The following is a 14,539-nucleotide window of genomic DNA, read 5'->3' on the forward strand; positions in this document are numbered from 1 at the left end:
CGCCTCGGCGACGGCGGCCGACAGCACCGCCCCGATCGTGGGCGCAACGGCATCGGCCCGGGCCGCCTGGCCGAGCGTGCGGCTGGCGCCCGGATCGCGATCGCGCCAGATGCCCAGCACCGTGAAGGCCCCGCGGAACTGCTTGCGGGCCAGCCGCACCGCGTAGCGCAGGTGCAAGGTGCTGAGCGGCTCGACATAGGACAGGCAGACCATCCGGACCTCTTCGGCCCGGACCGGCGCGCCGCCGGCGAGAGGCTCGTTCGAGGTGGTCGAGACGACCACGGCGCCCATGCCGTGCTTGGTCAGCACCTGGGCCACCATGCGGGCGATCACCTCGTCCAGCGTGTCGGGCCTGGCGTAGCAGATCACGGCCGCCGCCCCCTCCCAGCCCGGCCGGAGGTCGTCGCGCGCCAGCACCCGGGTCGAGGCGCCCCGGTCGGGGCCGGCCGCCATCACGGCGGCGGCGGCTTCGCCGCCGGCCTGGCCGCCCTTCGGCAGGGGGTCGCGCAGCCCCTCAAGGCTGGCGATCAGCGTCTCGGTGGAGCGCCGCAGCACCTCCTGCCGATCGGGGCTCAGCCGGTTGCGGGCCACGTCCTCCTGGGCGAGCCGCAGCGCCTCGAGGGCAACCTCGTCGTAATAGGTCGACAGCGAGCGCTCGCGCAGGAACTCGCGCGCCTGGAGAATGGCCTCCGAGGGGTCCCCGGCCAGCATGCGTTGATAAAAGATCTGGGCCGGCGACAGGGCTGGCCTGTCGCCCAGCATGACGTCGATGAAGCCGAGGCCGCGCACGTGCCGGCCAAGCACCACCAGGCACACCGTCAGCGGCATCGCCAGAACGAGCCCGATCGGCCCCCAGAGAAAGGTCCAAACGACGGCGGCCAGGATCACGGCGACGGGCGACAGCCCGGTCGAATGCCCGAACAGCAGCGGTTCGAGGACATGCCCGAACACCGGCTCAAGCGCGACAAACAGCAGCGCCGTCCAGATGAACATCGACCAGCCCGGATCCACCGCGAAGGCGAGTGCCAGCGGCGGCAACGCCCCGACCACGGCGCCGACATAGGGCACGAAGCGCAGGATCCCGGCCAGGATCCCCCACAGAAGCGGGCTCGGCACACCGATGAGGAAGAGGCCGATCGCGATGGCGGCTCCAAAGGCCGCGTTGAGCCCGAGCTGCATCAGAAAGAGCCGGCTCAGCCGCCCGGCGGCATCGTCGATCACCGCGGTGGTGTGCTGAATGTCCTCCGTCCCGAGCAGCCGCACGAAGCGGTTGCGGAGGTCCTCGCGGGCGGCCAGCACGAAGATCACGAAGATCAGCACCAGGCCGGCCGTGGCGAGCGGGTGCAGAAGCGGCGACACGAACCCGCCCAGCGTGCCGAGAAGGCCGCCGCCGTCCTGGATCACCACCGGAATCGGCCGTGATCCGGGCGGGACCGGCAAGCCGTCCGGGCCGTCCTTGCGGTCGCCGCCGAGCTGCTTCAGCTCGGTGCCGATCCCCTCCCAGACCTCGATCACACGGGCCAGGGCGCCGCCCGGCTCGGCGGAGCCCGCCAGCGCGACCACCTTGTCCCGGATCGTGCCCTGGTATTTGGGCAGGTCGGCCCCGAGCCCGGCGAACTGCGCGCCCATGGTGACCAGCAGAACCGCGATGGCGCCGAACCCGACCAGCACGGTGACCGGAACGGCGACAGCCTGCGGGATCGAGAGACGCTGCAGCCCGCGCACGATGGGCGCGAGCACGAAGCTCAGCAGCACCGCCAGCGCCACCGGCACGAAAATCTCGCGCCCGAGATGCAGGATGGCGCCGAGGGTGAGGACGAGAAGGGCCACCGCGAGCGCGGTGTAGAGCGGCAGGCCCCGCCTCAGCAGGCGCGAGGTTTCGAGGTCCATCGCTCAAGCACCCGCGGCATCGGGCTGGCGCGCTTCGGCCTCCGCCCGGGGCCGCAGCGTCTTCAGGTGGCTCACGAGATCCTGCAGGCTGACCTGGCCCTTCTGGAACACCCGGGCCCCGCCGCCCTTGAGCTCGGCCCGCTCCTCGGCCGTGAGATCGCGCGCCGTCATCACCACGACCGGGATCTCGCTCCAGGCCGGGGTGGACCGGAACTCGCGCAGAAACGCGAACCCGTCCATCTCCGGCATGTTGAGGTCGAGAAACACGAGGGCGGGCGCGCGAAGCCGCGCCTTCTCCAGCGCCGCCCGGCCGTTCTCAGCCGCGGTTGCGGTCCAGCCCTGCCGGGCCAGTTGTTGGGCGAGCCGGCCACGCGTATCCGCGTCGTCGTCCACCACCAGCACATCGCCCTTGGCGGCCTGCCTCTCGACGCGCGCCAGCACGTCCCTGAGCCGGTCCCAATCCACTGGTTTCAACAGGTAGTCGGAGGCGCCGAGGGTGAAGCCGAGCGTCTGCTCGTCGATCACAGTGCACATGACCACCGGGATGGCGGCGAGGCGCGGATCGGATTTGAGGCTCCGCAGAACCTCCCAGCCGTCCATGCGGGGCATGGTCACGTCGAGCAGGATCACGCGCGGCTTCAGGAGTTCGGCCAGGGCGAGCCCCGAACGCCCGTCGGCCGCCACCCGCACCGTGAAACCCTCGCGGGCCAGGAAGCGGGTCAGGAGGTCGCGCGTGGACGGGTCGTCGTCGATCACCAGCACGACGTCCTGCGCCGCCTCCTCGGCCTCGATGATGCTGGTGGATCCGTCCGGTTCCTGGTCGGCCTCGAGGGCGGCCGGAACCCGGAGCGTGAAGGTGGAGCCCTCGCCGGGGCTGCTCTCCACCGTCACGGTCCCGCCCAGCATGGCCGCGAAGGCCTTGGTGATGGCCAGCCCGAGCCCCGTTCCGCCGAACTTGCGCGTGGTCGAGGCGTCCGCCTGGGAGAAGCGCTCGAACAGCTTTGCGACCTGCTCCTGGGTCATGCCCAGGCCGGTATCCCGGACGGCGAACGCCACGTAGTCGCGCCCATCCTCCTGTTCACGACGCGCTTGCAGGGTGATCGTGCCGTCCTCCGTGAACTTGGCCGCGTTGCTGAGCAGGTTGATCAGCACCTGCCGGATCTTGACCACGTCCGAATGCATGGCGCCGAGGCCGTCAGCCACCTCGACCACGAGCGTGTTGCGCTTCTTCTCGACGAGCGAGCCCACGGTCGCGGCCACATCCTGGACCATGTCCGCGACCGAGAAGGTCTCGGCGAAGACCTCCATCTTGTCGGCCTCGATCTTGGAGATGTCGAGAACGTCGTTGATGAGGCTGAGAAGATGGCGGGCGTTCAGCTCGATCTTGGCGAGATCCTCGCTCAGGCGCTTCTCGCCGATGTCCTCGAGTTCCTCCTCCAGCATCTCGGCATAGCCGATCACGGCGGAGAGCGGGGTGCGCAGCTCGTGGCTCATGTTGGCCAGAAACTGGCTCTTGGCGCGATTGGCGTCCTCGGCCGCGTCCCGGGCCGCCGCGAGCTCCTGCTCCGTCTGCCGCTGCTCGGTCACGTCCGTGTTGGTGCCGAACCAGCGCAGGATCTCGCCCTTGCTGTTGCGGATCGGCTGCGCGAGCGACAGGAACCAGCGGTACTCGCCGTCGTGGCGCCGCAACGGGAAGGTGTCCTGCCAGGGCTCGCCGGTCCGGATCGCGTCCAGGTAGCGTTCGCTCACGCCGGCGCTGTGGTCAGGATGGTGCGCCTTGTGCCACCCGTTCCGGCGGTCCATGTCGGCCTGGCTCAGGCCGGTGTAGTCGTACCATCGCTGGTTGTACCAGTAGATCTGGCCGTTCGGAGCGGCCATCCAGGTCAGCTGCGGGATGTTGTCGGCCAGGGTGCGGAAGCGGTCGCCGAGCCCGGCGAGTTCCTGGGAGGCATGCTGCGCCAGCCGGCGTCGGTGCCAGGCGAGGCCGGCGAGCCAGATGCAGGCGATCAGAGCGGCCCCGGTCGACACGGCGGTCAGAACCGCGAAGCGGATGCGCTCCCGCCGCTCGACCTCGCCGCGGGCGGCGTCGGAGCCCGCCTGCAGGCGGGTCACGTCGAGCCGGATCTGATCCATCAGCCGCTTGCCCTCGCCGGACAGGATGAGCTGATCGGCCCGGCCCGGCCCCTCCCTGCGGGCCTCCACCGTCTGGATCGCAAAATCGAGCTTGCGCTGCACAAGCGTGAGAAGCGGTGAGAGGCTTTCCGCCTCCCCACCTGCGTGGCTCCAGGCCTTGCGGGCGGCCGCGATGGTTTCGGCCAGGGTCGCGATGGAAGCCTGGTAGGGGTCGAGATAGGCTTCCGACCCGGTAAGCAGAAAGCCGCGCGAGCCCGTCTCGATGTCGCGCACGCCCGACAGCACCCGCTCCAGGGTCAGCACGACCTCGTGCTGGGCCGCGATGCGGCCGCGATCGTAGCTGGATGCGGCGGCGTTCCAGATCGTGGCCGCCACGGCGACGGCCAGGAGGGCGGCCGCGATGCGGGCGCCGTAGCGGATCCACCAGTCGCGGCCCAGCCACTCGTCTTCGGCAGCTGGGACGGTCGCATTCGTCATGTCGTAACACCAGGAGGGGGCGGAGTGCGGAACCCGCCCGGGGGCGCGAAGTTGCGCCAGCTCTCAGTTTTGTTCGGCGTCAGCTTGCTGCCCGCCGGCCGTACAGGGCATCGAGCACCCGCGCGCTGTCCAGGAGCCGCTCGGCCTCTGGGTCGAAACGCTCGCCTGCGGCGAGCCGACGAGCCCAGTCGGCGGCGGCTCGCCCGCCCCAAGGGTCGGGGGGCCCGGTCAGGGTTTCGCATGCGGTGCCCCGGAAGCGCTCGGTCGTGAAATCGTAGAACGAGCCGTCCAGGTTGCGGAAGGCCGCCCCGCCGCCGGTGCCGTGAAAGGTCGCCGAGATCACCGCGTCGCGGCCGGCCTGCAGGCGCCAGGAGCAGGCGATGCGGACCACGACCCCGCCCGCGAGTTCGAGGGTCGCGACGGCGTAATCCTCGACCTCCCCCTCGGCCAGCGGCCGCCCCCCGGCAAGCAACTTGCCGGACACCTCGGTGACGGCCGGAAAGCCGAGCGTCCACAGGGCGAGATCGACCAGGTGGACGCCAAGATCCATGACGCAGCCGCCGCCGGACAGCGCCGGATCGTAGAACCACGGCTTGTCCGGCCCGTAGGCATTGTGGAACACGAGGTCGGCCGCGAAGACCTGCCCGAGTTCGCCGCGACGGACCGCATCGCGGATCAGCTGCATGCCGGCGGTGAACCGGTAGGACAGATCGACGGCCAGAAGCCGGTCGGCCCGCCGCGCCGCCGCCACCGCGGCCGCGACCTCGGCCGCGTCTCGGCCGAGCGGCTTTTGGCAGAACACGGCCAGCCCCGCTTCGAGCGCGCCGATCGTCTGGGCGGCGTGCAGGGCGCTCGGGGTGGCGATGACGATCCCGTCCAGGTCCTGCGCCAGCATCTCCTCGAAGGAGGCGACCAGGCGGGCCTCGGGGGCGAGCGCCTGGGCCTCGCGGGCCGCCTCCGGGGAGGGATCGCCGACGCTCGCCGCCTCCACGAGCCCCGTGTCCAGCATCGCCGCCATGCGGTGGCGGCCGATCCAGCCGGTGCCCAGAAAGCCGATCCGGGGGCGGCGGACCCCGGCGGCGCCGTCCCGGCTCACGGAAACGACACCAGCGCCTTGAGGAAGCCGTCGGGCCGGTCGCGCGTAGCGTCCAGCGCCGCGCCGAGCTCCTCCAGCCGGAAACGGTGCGTGTAGAGCGGCGAAGGGTCGATGCGGCGGGACGCCACCGCGTCCACGGCCTCCCGCATCCCTTCGAGGTAGATCTGCGGATCGCGCTCGTGAGCGTTGATCACGTCGAGGCCCCGCCAGTTCCAGAGCCACATGTTGACCTGCCGCGGGCCGTCCTGGTGGTAGCCGGCGACCACGAGGCGGCCGCGCTCCGCGCAGAGCTCACCGGCGAGGTCCAGCGGCCAGGCCTTACCGACCGCCTCGATCACCCGGTCGCAGAAGCGGCCGTCGGTGAGTTCCTTGACCCGCCCGATGATGGCCCCGTGGTCGTCCATGGGGATGGTCTCGGCGGCGCCCATCTGGCGGGCGAGGTCGAGCGAGAACGGACGCCGCGAAATGGCGATGACGCGGGCCCCGGCCTCCGCCGCGAGCCGGGTCAGGATGGCCCCGAGAAAGCCGATGCCCAGGATCGCCACGGTCTGGCCGGCCCGGATCTCGCTGCGCCGGAAGATGTTCATGGCGCAGCCGAGCGGCTCGCCCGGGAAGGGGAGAGCGTCGAAGGCCGCCGGCAGGCGGATCGCCGCGCCGGCCTCCGCGAGATCGTATTCGGCATAGGCCTTGTAGGTCAGCGCGGCGACTCGGTCGCCCGGGGCGAGCCCGTCCACGCCGTCGCCAACCGCGTCGACCACGCCCCAGCCTTCATGGCCGAGCGCGCCGGGCTCGGTCGGGAAGTGCATCCAGTCGGGGCCGGACCAGGGCGTGAGGTTGGAGGCGCAAACGCCGCAGCCTTCGAGGCGGATGCGGACCTGCCCCGGTCCGGGCTGCGGCATCGCGACCTGCTCCACCGCGACCCGGCCGGGCCCCGTCAGCACGGCCGCCCGCATGGTGCTCGATCCCGCCATCCCCGCCTCGCTGCCGTCCTGCCCCCGACGCAGGGCTGCCCTAGCGAGTGCCGCCCCCGAAGTCACGGCACGGGCGCGGACGAAGCGGCTTGCGGAGCGCCGGCCGCCTCTGCGATGGGGGGCCGAGTCGCGCCGACGGGAGCCGGAGCACAGGATGCCGCGATCGCGTTCCGGCCAGCCCGGGAGCCAGTCCGAGGGAGGGGGCCTGCCCGCTCCCTGCTGCTGTCGGCCGGCGGCGCCCGGCTGGGCGCCCAACCTCACCTGGATCACGGACGATCTCGCCATCGGTGGCCATGTTCCCGCCGACCGGATCGGCACCCTGGCGGACAGCGTCGGGGTCGGCGCCGTCGTCGATTGCCGGCGCGAGGACCGCGACGACGCGGCCCACCTTGCCCGGCACGGCATCCGCTTCCTCCACTTGCCGACCGACGATCACGGCGCTTTGCGGCGATCCGACCTCCGGGAGGGGGTCGCGTTCGCGACCCGGGCGACGGCCGAGGGACGGCGCGTGCTCGTCCATTGCCAGCACGGCATCGGCCGGTCGGCGACGCTGGCCCTGTGCATCCTGGTCGAGCGCGGCATGGAGCCGCTCGAGGCCCTGACCCTGGCCAAGGATCGGCGCGAACTCGTGTCACCGAGCCCGGCGCAATACGAGTGCTGGGTCGACTGGCTGCGCGCCCATCCGCGGGCGGAGAGCTGGACGGTGCCGGACTTCCCCAGCTTCAAGGCGGTCGCCTACCGTCACCTCCTCGAGCCCTGACGCCCCCGTGCTGGTTTTCGGCGACGACACCCGCCGCGAGCCTGCGGCCGCCATGCTGGCCGGGATCCGGGAGTCGCTGGCGGCAGCCGCCGGGCGCGCGGGCATCGAGCGGCACGGCCTGCTGGCCGCGGCCCTGATCGAAAGCGGCGAACTCGCGCAAGGGATTTTGGACCGGGCCTTTGAAGCGCGCGGCGGGGTCGATTCGCTCCCCGATCCCCTCGAGGCTGCGGCGCTCGACCTCGCCTGCGCGCTGGCCCGGCGCGTAGCCGCCTCGTGGGATTCGGCGTTCCGGGACGGCGGCGACCCGGCCCCGGCCGAAACCGCCCTCGCCCGCCTGCAAGCCCTGGCCGGACCGGACGAGTTGCTCATCCGCAGCCCCGAGGGCTTCGCTCACTATGCCGTCTACCCGGAGAGCTACCTCGAGGCCGCGCGCCGCTGCCCCGGAGCGGAGCCGCCCTGCACGATCGGCATCCGGAGCATCGGCACCACGCTCGCCGCGATGGCCTCGGCGGCAGGGCCGAACCCCGGCCCGGTGCTGACGCTGCGCCCGACCGGTCACCCCTACCGGCGCGAGATCAGCCTGACCGAGGGCCTGCGGGCCCGCCTGTCGGACCTCGCGGGCACGCACCGCGTCCTCCTGGCCGATGAGGGCCCCGGCCGGTCCGGCTCGTCCCTGGCCGCGGCCGGGCGCGCCCTCGCGGGCCTCGGCCTGCCCGAGAGCCGCCTGGAGCTCCTGCCGAGCCACGCCGGAGAGCCCGGGCCGGAGGCCGATCCCGACATCCGCAGCTTCTGGACCCGGACACCGCGCCGGCTCGTTACCTTCGAGGAACTGCTGCTCAATCCGCAACAGCGGGCCGGGCGCCTGCAAAGCTGGTGCGCCGACCTCCTGGGGCAACCGCTTGGCCCGCTTGTTGACGTGAGCGGCGGCGGCTGGCGCGACCACCGCACCCCCTTCGCGGACCGGCCGCCCGTCCATCCCTGGCAGGAGCGCCGCAAGTTCCTGCTCCGGACCGAGAGCGGGACATGGCTGCTGCGCTTCGCCGGGCTCGGCCGAATCGGGCTCGGCAAGCTCGACATGGCCCGACGGCTCCACCGGGCCGGCTTCGTGCCGGAGCCAGCCGGATGGCGGCACGGCTTCCTGGTTGAGCGCTGGCACGGCGAGGCGGGCGCCCCGGACCTGGCCGCCGATCGGGACGGCACGCTCCGGCATCTGGCCCGCTACCTCGGCTTTCGGGCGGCAGCCTTTCCGCTTCCGCCCGGCCGCGGGGCCAGCGTCGAGACCCTGTTTCGGATGCTGACCCACAACATCGCCGAAAGCTTCGGGGACGGGCCCGCCCGGTCCCTGCAGCGCTGGCGCCCGCGTCTCGACCGGCTCGAGGCGCGGCGCCGCCCCGTCGCCGTCGACGGTCGCCTGCACATCTGGGAGTGGCTCGGGACGGATTACGGCCTCCTCAAAGCCGACGCGGTGGATCACCACGCCGGCCACGATCTCGTCGGGGCGCAGGACATCGGCTGGGACATCGCCGGGGCGGCAGTGGAATTCGACCTCTCGGATGGGGAGATCGAGGCCCTGAGCGGCGCCGTGGAAATCGCCGGCGGGGTCACGATCGACCCCGAGCTGGTCGATTTCCTGCAGCTCGCCTACCCGGCCTTCCAGCTCGGCTTCTATGCGATGGCTGCCCAGGGCGTGGCCGACGGCCCTGACCGGGCGGCGCTACTTGGCGCGGCGCAGCGATACCGTGCGGTGCTGGGGCGTCATCTTCTTTGTCACTTACCGGACGCAGACGGGGATCGCCCGGAGTGATTGTTGCTGCTTTGCCGCTTTAGGAGTTCCTACCGCCGAATGTCACGCCGGAAGCTCCGGCAGCGCCGGTAGCGGGGTCGTGGGATTTTGGCGGAAAGGGTTCTGATCACCGGTGGGGCCGGCTTCATCGGGCGCTACGTCGCGCGTGCGCTGCTGCAGCGTGGACATCGCGTCCGCGTGCTCGACAGCCTGATCGAGCAGGTCCATGGCGGACGCGGCCGACCGGAGGCGCTTCACAGCGACGTCGAGCTGGTGATCGGCGATGTGCGGGACGAGGCGCGGGTGGCCGGAGCCCTGCAGGGCGTCGACGCCGTGGTGCATCTCGCCGCCGAGGTCGGCGTGGGCCAGAGCATGTACGCGGTGGACCGCTACGTGTCGGTCAACGACCACGGCACCGCCGTGCTGTTCCAGCAGCTCATCGACCGTCCGGTGCGCCGGGTCGTGGTCGCCTCATCCATGAGCGTCTATGGCGAGGGGCTCTATCGCGGCCAGGGGGGCGAGCTCGTCGAGGACGCCGTCCGGGTGCCCCGCACAGGGCCGGACCAGCCCTGGGACCCGGTGGACGCCGAGGGGCGGCCACTGCGGCCGGTGCCGACGCCGGAAAGCAAGCGGCCCAACCTGGCCTCGGTCTATGCGCTGACGAAATACGTGCAGGAGCGCCTCACCCTGACCCTCGCGCCGGTCTACGGCATGGAGGGCGTGGCGCTCAGGCTCTGGAACGCCTACGGGCCGGGCCAGGCCCTCTCCAACCCCTATACGGGTGTGCTGGCGATCTTTGCCTCCCGCATCGCCAACGGCAACCGGCCGCTGGTGTTCGAGGACGGGGAGCAGCGGCGCGACTTCGTCCATGTGGAGGACGTCGCCCAGGCCTTCCTCCTGGCGCTGGAGAACCCCAAGGCGGCTGGCGGCGTGTTCAATGTCGGCTCCGGCGAGGACCGGACCGTCACCGAGGTCGCGACCCTGCTGGCCGAGGCCATGGGGCGGCCGGACCTGCCGCCCGACATCACCGGCAAGGCCCGCACCGGAGACGTGCGCCACAACATCCCGGACATCTCGCTGATCCAGAGGGAGCTCGGCTACCGGTCCGGTAAGGATTTCCGCGCTGGCCTCGCCGAATTGTCGGAATGGGTCGCCGAACAGGAATCCGGCAGCGCGCAGGACAAGGTCGCCGAGGCGCGCCGGGAGCTCGAGGCTCGGGGGCTGGTCGCGTGAGCGACAGCGGTCCCGCCCTCTCCCGGGGTCGCGGCCCGGTCCTCGTCACCGGCGGGGCGGGTTTCATCGGCTCCAACATCGCCGACCGCCTGGCCCGAAACGGCCACCACGTCCTGGTCTACGACCTCATGGCGCGGCCGGGCGTGGAGCGGAATCTGGCCTGGCTGCTGGAGCGCCACCCCGACCGTATCTCGCATGTCCGGGCCGATGTCCGGGACGATGGCGAACTCGCCGCTGCCGCCGCCGAGGCCTCGGCGGTGTTCCACCTGGCGGCCCAGGTCGCCGTGACCACGAGCCTGGCCGATCCGGCGACCGATTTCGACATCAACGTCCGGTCCACCTTCCGGCTACTCGAAGCCCTACGCCGGCAGCCCCGCCCGGCGCCGCTGATCTTCGCCTCCACCAACAAGGTCTATGGCGACCTGGCGGACATCCAGCTCGACCTCACCAACCGGGCCTACCTGCCTCGCGACCCGGCCATCCGCCGCCACGGCGTCTCCGAGCGCCGCTCGCTCGATTTCCATACCCCTTATGGCTGCTCCAAGGGCGCGGCCGACCAATACGTGCTGGATTACGCCCGCTCCTTCGGCGTTCCGACCGTGGTGTTGCGCATGAGCTGCATCTACGGCCAGCGCCAGATGGGGACGGAGGATCAGGGCTGGGTCGCGCATTTCGCGATCAGCGCGCTCGAGGACCGGGTCATCTCGATCTTCGGCGACGGTTCGCAGGTGCGCGACGTGCTGGACGTGTCCGATGCCGTCGAGGCCTATCTGGCAGCCTGGCGGAGGATCGACACGGTCGCCGGACGCGCCTTCAACCTCGGCGGCGGGGCCGCGAACGCGATCAGCCTCCGGGATCTGGTGGAGCATCTCGGCACCCTCACGGGCCGCCCGGTCCGGACCGAGTTCTTCGACTGGCGGCCCGGCGACCAACGCTGGTTCGTGGCGGATTCGCGCGCCGCCCAGGACGCGCTCGGCCTGTCGGCGCCGGTGCCGTGGCGACGCGGGGTCGACGCGCTGGCCGCCTGGCTCGCCACCGAGCGTGGCCTCGATCTGCGCCGGCCCGCCTCGCCAGCCCCGTCCCTGCTGGCGCGGGCGGGGGCGGCGTGATCCCAGGCCTGCATGTTCTGCTGACCGCCGACGCGGTGGGTGGGGTCTGGACCTATGCGGCGGAACTCGCCCGCGGCCTCTCGGCCCGGGGCGCCCGCGTGACCCTGGCGGTGCTCGGGCCGAACCCGACACCGTCCGACCGGGCGGCGCTCGATGCGCTCCAGGGTGTGACGGTGGTCGAGACAGGCCTGCCGCTCGACTGGCTGGCCGCGAATGCCGCCGAGGTGCGGGCCGCGGGTCGCGCTCTGGCCGGCCTCGCCCGGGACCGCGGCGCCGACCTCGTCCACCTGAACAGCCCCGCTCTGGCCGCCGAGGCGCCGTTCGACCGGCCCCTGGTCGCAACCTGCCATTCCTGCGTCCGGACATGGTGGAAGGCGGTGCGGGGCGACGCGCCGCTCGACCCGGACCTGGCCTGGAGGGCCGACCTCACCGGCCTCGGCTATGCGGGCGCCGACCAGCTCCTCGCGCCGAGCCGCAGCTTCGCGGCCGCGACCGCGGCCGCCTACGGCCTCGCCCGCCCTCCCGTTGCCGTTCTGAACGGGCACCGGCCGGACACCGCCTCCCGTGAAGCTTTGCCGCGGGACCTGCCGGCCACCGTGCTGACAGCGGGCCGGCTCTGGGACGAAGGCAAGAACGTCGCCACGTTCGACCGGGCCGCGGCCGCCCTCGAGGGCCGCATGCTGGCCGCCGGCCCGACCGAGGGTCCGAACGGCGCCCGGGTCGAGCTCCGTCACGTCCAGGCGCTGGGCCGGTTGTCCGCCGACCAGCTCGCCGCCCATCTCTCCGCTCGGCCCGTCTTCGTGTCGCCGGCGCTGTACGAGCCCTTCGGCCTCGCCGTTCTGGAGGCCGCCGAGGCGGGGTGCGCGCTGGTGCTGTCGGACATTCCGAGCTTTCGCGAACTCTGGGACGGTGCCGCCCTGTTCGTGCCGGCCGAGGACGACCGCCGCCTCGCCGCCGCCCTGTCCGGGCTGTTGCGCGATCCCGGCGCCCGAAACCGTCTCGGCGCCGCGGCCCGGGAGCGGGCCCGCCGCTTCACGGCCGACCGCATGGTCGAGGGCACGCTCGACGCCTACCGGGACGTTCTCGGCCGCCCGCGCCGGCCGGCCGCCCTCCCCTCCGGACTGAGCCTCGCGTCGTGAGGATCAGCTATTTCACCCACTCGCTCCGCTCCTGCTGGAACCACGGCAACGCCCACTTCCTGCGGGGCGTCCTGCGCGAACTGATCCGGCTCGGCCACGAGGTCACGGCCTGGGAGCCGGCGGAGAGCTGGAGCCTCGGCAATCTCCTGCGCGACCACGGCGATGCGGGGCTGGCCGCCTTCCGGGACAGCTACCCGGAGCTCGGCTCCCGCGAATACGGGCCCGACCTCGATCTCGACGCGGCGCTGAACGGGGCCGACCTCGTCCTGGTGCACGAGTGGAACGAGCCGTGGCTGGTTGCCGCGATCGGGGCCAAGCGGCGTCGGGACGGCCGCTTTCTGCTGCTGTTTCACGACACTCATCATCGCGTGGTCAGCGATCCCGGGGCCATGCGGGCCTATGATCTGGACGGCTATGACGGCGTGCTGGCCTTCGGCGAGACGGTGGCCGAAGCCTATCGCGGCTGGGGCTGGGGCGACCGCGTCCACGTCTGGCACGAGGCGGCCGATACGCGGCTGTTTCATCCGCCGGCCGAGGAGCGCGAGCGCCAGGGCCTCGTCTGGATCGGCAATTGGGGCGACGAGGAGCGCAGCGAGGAGCTGGAGCGGTTCCTGTTCCGGCCCGCCCAGGATCTCGGCCTGCCGCTCGACATCTATGGCGTCCGTTACCCCGACCACGCGCTGGCGACGCTCGGGCGCTACGGCGCCCGCTACCACGGCTGGGCGCCGAACCCGCAGGCGCCGGCGCTCTTCGCCCGCCACCTCGCGACCGTGCACGTGCCGCGGCGGTTCTATGTGGATCACCTGCCTGGCATCCCGACCATTCGGGTGTTCGAGGCCCTGGCCTGCGGCATCCCGCTCGTCTCCGCGCCCTGGCAGGATTCGGAAGGGCTGTTCCGGGTCGGGACGGACTTCCTGATGGCCCGGGACGAGGCCGAGATGAGCGGTCACCTGCGGGCCATCGCGTCCGATCCCGCGCTGCGGGCCGAACTCGCGGCCGAAGGCCGGCGGACGATTCTGGCGCGGCACACCTGCGCCCACCGGGTGGACGAACTCCTGGCCGTCGCCGCGCGGCTCGGGGCGGACCTGCGGGAAACGGCATGAAGATCGCGTTCTACGGCTCGAGCCTGCTCTCCTCGTATTGGAACGGGGCGGCCACCTATTACCGGGGCCTGCTCTCGGCCCTGGCCCGGCGCGGCTACGACATTACCTTCTATGAGCCGGACGCCTTCGGCCGGCAGCAGCACCTGGACATCGCGCCGCCGGATTGGTGCCGCGTGCGCGTCTACCCGGCGACCGACGAGGCCGTCCGGGGCGTGATCGCGGAGGCCGCGGAGGCCGACATCGTCGTCAAGGCGAGCGGCGTCGGCGTGTTCGACGACGTCCTCCTGGCCGGGGTCACGGCGGCGGCGCGGCCCGGCGCGATCCGGATGTTCTGCGACGTGGACGCCCCGGCGACGCTGGCCGAGATCGCGGCCGCGCCCGACCACCTCATGCGCCGCGTGCTGCCCGAGCTCGACCTCGTGATCACCTATGGCGGCGGCCCGCCGGTGATCTCGGCCTATCGGGGTTTCGGCGCGCGGCTCTGCGTGCCGATCTACAACGCGCTCGATCCGACGACCCACCATCCGGTGCCGCCAGATCCGCGCTTCGCCGCAGACATGTCGTTTCTCGCGAACCGGCTGCCCGACCGCGAGGCCCGCGTCGAGCGCTTCTTCCTGGATGCCGCCGCCCGCCTGCCGGACCGGGCCTTTCTGCTCGGCGGCAACGGCTGGGAGACCAAGGCGATGCCGGCCAATGTCCGCCATCTCGGCCATGTCGGCACCGCCGATCACAACGCCTTCAACGCCACCCCGCTCGCGGTGCTGAACGTGGCGCGCGATTCCATGGCCTCGGTCGGCTATTCGCCGGCGACGCGCGTGTTCGAGGCCGCGGGCGCCGGCGCCTGC

Annotated in this window: 11 protein-coding genes; 7 read left to right on the top strand and 4 right to left on the bottom strand. The window is 72.1% G+C overall.

Annotated features, from left to right (window positions below):
* The 4 genes from JWR86_RS16350 to JWR86_RS16365 all read right to left on the bottom strand — a co-directional run.
* Nucleotides 1-1,890: AI-2E family transporter (locus JWR86_RS16350; protein ID WP_299567434.1), on the bottom strand; the 1,890-nt coding region annotated here is incomplete at its 3' end.
* A gap of 3 nt (nucleotides 1,891-1,893) precedes the next feature.
* A complete protein-coding gene (locus tag JWR86_RS16355) occupies nucleotides 1,894-4,500 on the bottom strand; it encodes a response regulator (RefSeq protein WP_299567435.1) in 2,607 nt (868 codons plus the stop codon).
* A gap of 79 nt (nucleotides 4,501-4,579) precedes the next feature.
* Complete coding sequence (locus tag JWR86_RS16360; RefSeq protein WP_299567436.1) at nucleotides 4,580-5,596, bottom strand: Gfo/Idh/MocA family oxidoreductase; 1,017 nt, start codon at nucleotides 5,594-5,596, stop codon at nucleotides 4,580-4,582.
* Entirely contained in the window at nucleotides 5,593-6,567 is a 975-nt protein-coding gene (locus JWR86_RS16365) for a zinc-binding dehydrogenase (RefSeq protein WP_299567437.1), read from the bottom strand. The genes JWR86_RS16360 and JWR86_RS16365 overlap by 4 nt, the downstream gene beginning before the upstream one ends.
* A gap of 154 nt (nucleotides 6,568-6,721) precedes the next feature.
* On the opposite strand from JWR86_RS16365, the gene JWR86_RS16370 reads away from it, so the two are divergent.
* The 7 genes from JWR86_RS16370 to JWR86_RS16400 all read left to right on the top strand — a co-directional run.
* Nucleotides 6,722-7,327 (top strand): dual specificity protein phosphatase family protein, encoded by a 606-nt coding sequence (locus JWR86_RS16370; protein WP_299567438.1) that lies wholly within the window; start codon nucleotides 6,722-6,724, stop codon nucleotides 7,325-7,327.
* 7 nt (nucleotides 7,328-7,334) lie between these two features.
* Nucleotides 7,335-9,131: a hypothetical protein gene (locus JWR86_RS16375; protein WP_299567439.1), complete on the top strand. Its 1,797-nt coding sequence runs from the start codon at nucleotides 7,335-7,337 to the stop codon at nucleotides 9,129-9,131.
* Nucleotides 9,132-9,218: 87 nt separating this feature from the next.
* Complete coding sequence (locus JWR86_RS16380) at nucleotides 9,219-10,343, top strand: NAD(P)-dependent oxidoreductase (protein WP_299567440.1); 1,125 nt, start codon at nucleotides 9,219-9,221, stop codon at nucleotides 10,341-10,343.
* The gene (locus JWR86_RS16385; RefSeq protein ID WP_299567441.1) at nucleotides 10,340-11,452 is read left to right on the top strand and encodes an SDR family NAD(P)-dependent oxidoreductase; all 1,113 of its coding nucleotides are present in this window, start codon (nucleotides 10,340-10,342) and stop codon (nucleotides 11,450-11,452) included. The genes JWR86_RS16380 and JWR86_RS16385 overlap by 4 nt, the downstream gene beginning before the upstream one ends.
* Complete coding sequence (locus JWR86_RS16390; protein ID WP_299567442.1) at nucleotides 11,449-12,591, top strand: glycosyltransferase family 4 protein; 1,143 nt, start codon at nucleotides 11,449-11,451, stop codon at nucleotides 12,589-12,591. The genes JWR86_RS16385 and JWR86_RS16390 overlap by 4 nt, the downstream gene beginning before the upstream one ends.
* The gene (locus JWR86_RS16395; protein ID WP_299567443.1) at nucleotides 12,588-13,694 is read left to right on the top strand and encodes a glycosyltransferase; all 1,107 of its coding nucleotides are present in this window, start codon (nucleotides 12,588-12,590) and stop codon (nucleotides 13,692-13,694) included. Before JWR86_RS16390 ends, JWR86_RS16395 begins: the two co-directional genes overlap by 4 nt.
* Nucleotides 13,691-14,539, top strand: an 849-nt coding sequence (locus JWR86_RS16400; RefSeq protein WP_299567444.1) for a hypothetical protein, incomplete at its 3' end; no start/stop codon positions are given. The genes JWR86_RS16395 and JWR86_RS16400, both read left to right, overlap by 4 nt.

This window comes from Enterovirga sp., assembly GCF_028290205.1.
Taxonomy (GTDB): Bacteria; Pseudomonadota; Alphaproteobacteria; order Rhizobiales; family Beijerinckiaceae; genus Enterovirga.

What these genes read in the sequence shown, in the direction of transcription:
- JWR86_RS16365 (WP_299567437.1), bottom strand. Translation starts at nt 6,567, where the DNA reads ATGGCGGGATCGAGCACCATGCGGGCGGCCGTGCTGACGGGGCCCGGC.
- JWR86_RS16355 (WP_299567435.1), bottom strand. Translation starts at nt 4,500, where the DNA reads ATGACGAATGCGACCGTCCCAGCTGCCGAAGACGAGTGGCTGGGCCGC.
- JWR86_RS16370 (WP_299567438.1), top strand. Translation starts at nt 6,722, where the DNA reads ATGCCGCGATCGCGTTCCGGCCAGCCCGGGAGCCAGTCCGAGGGAGGG.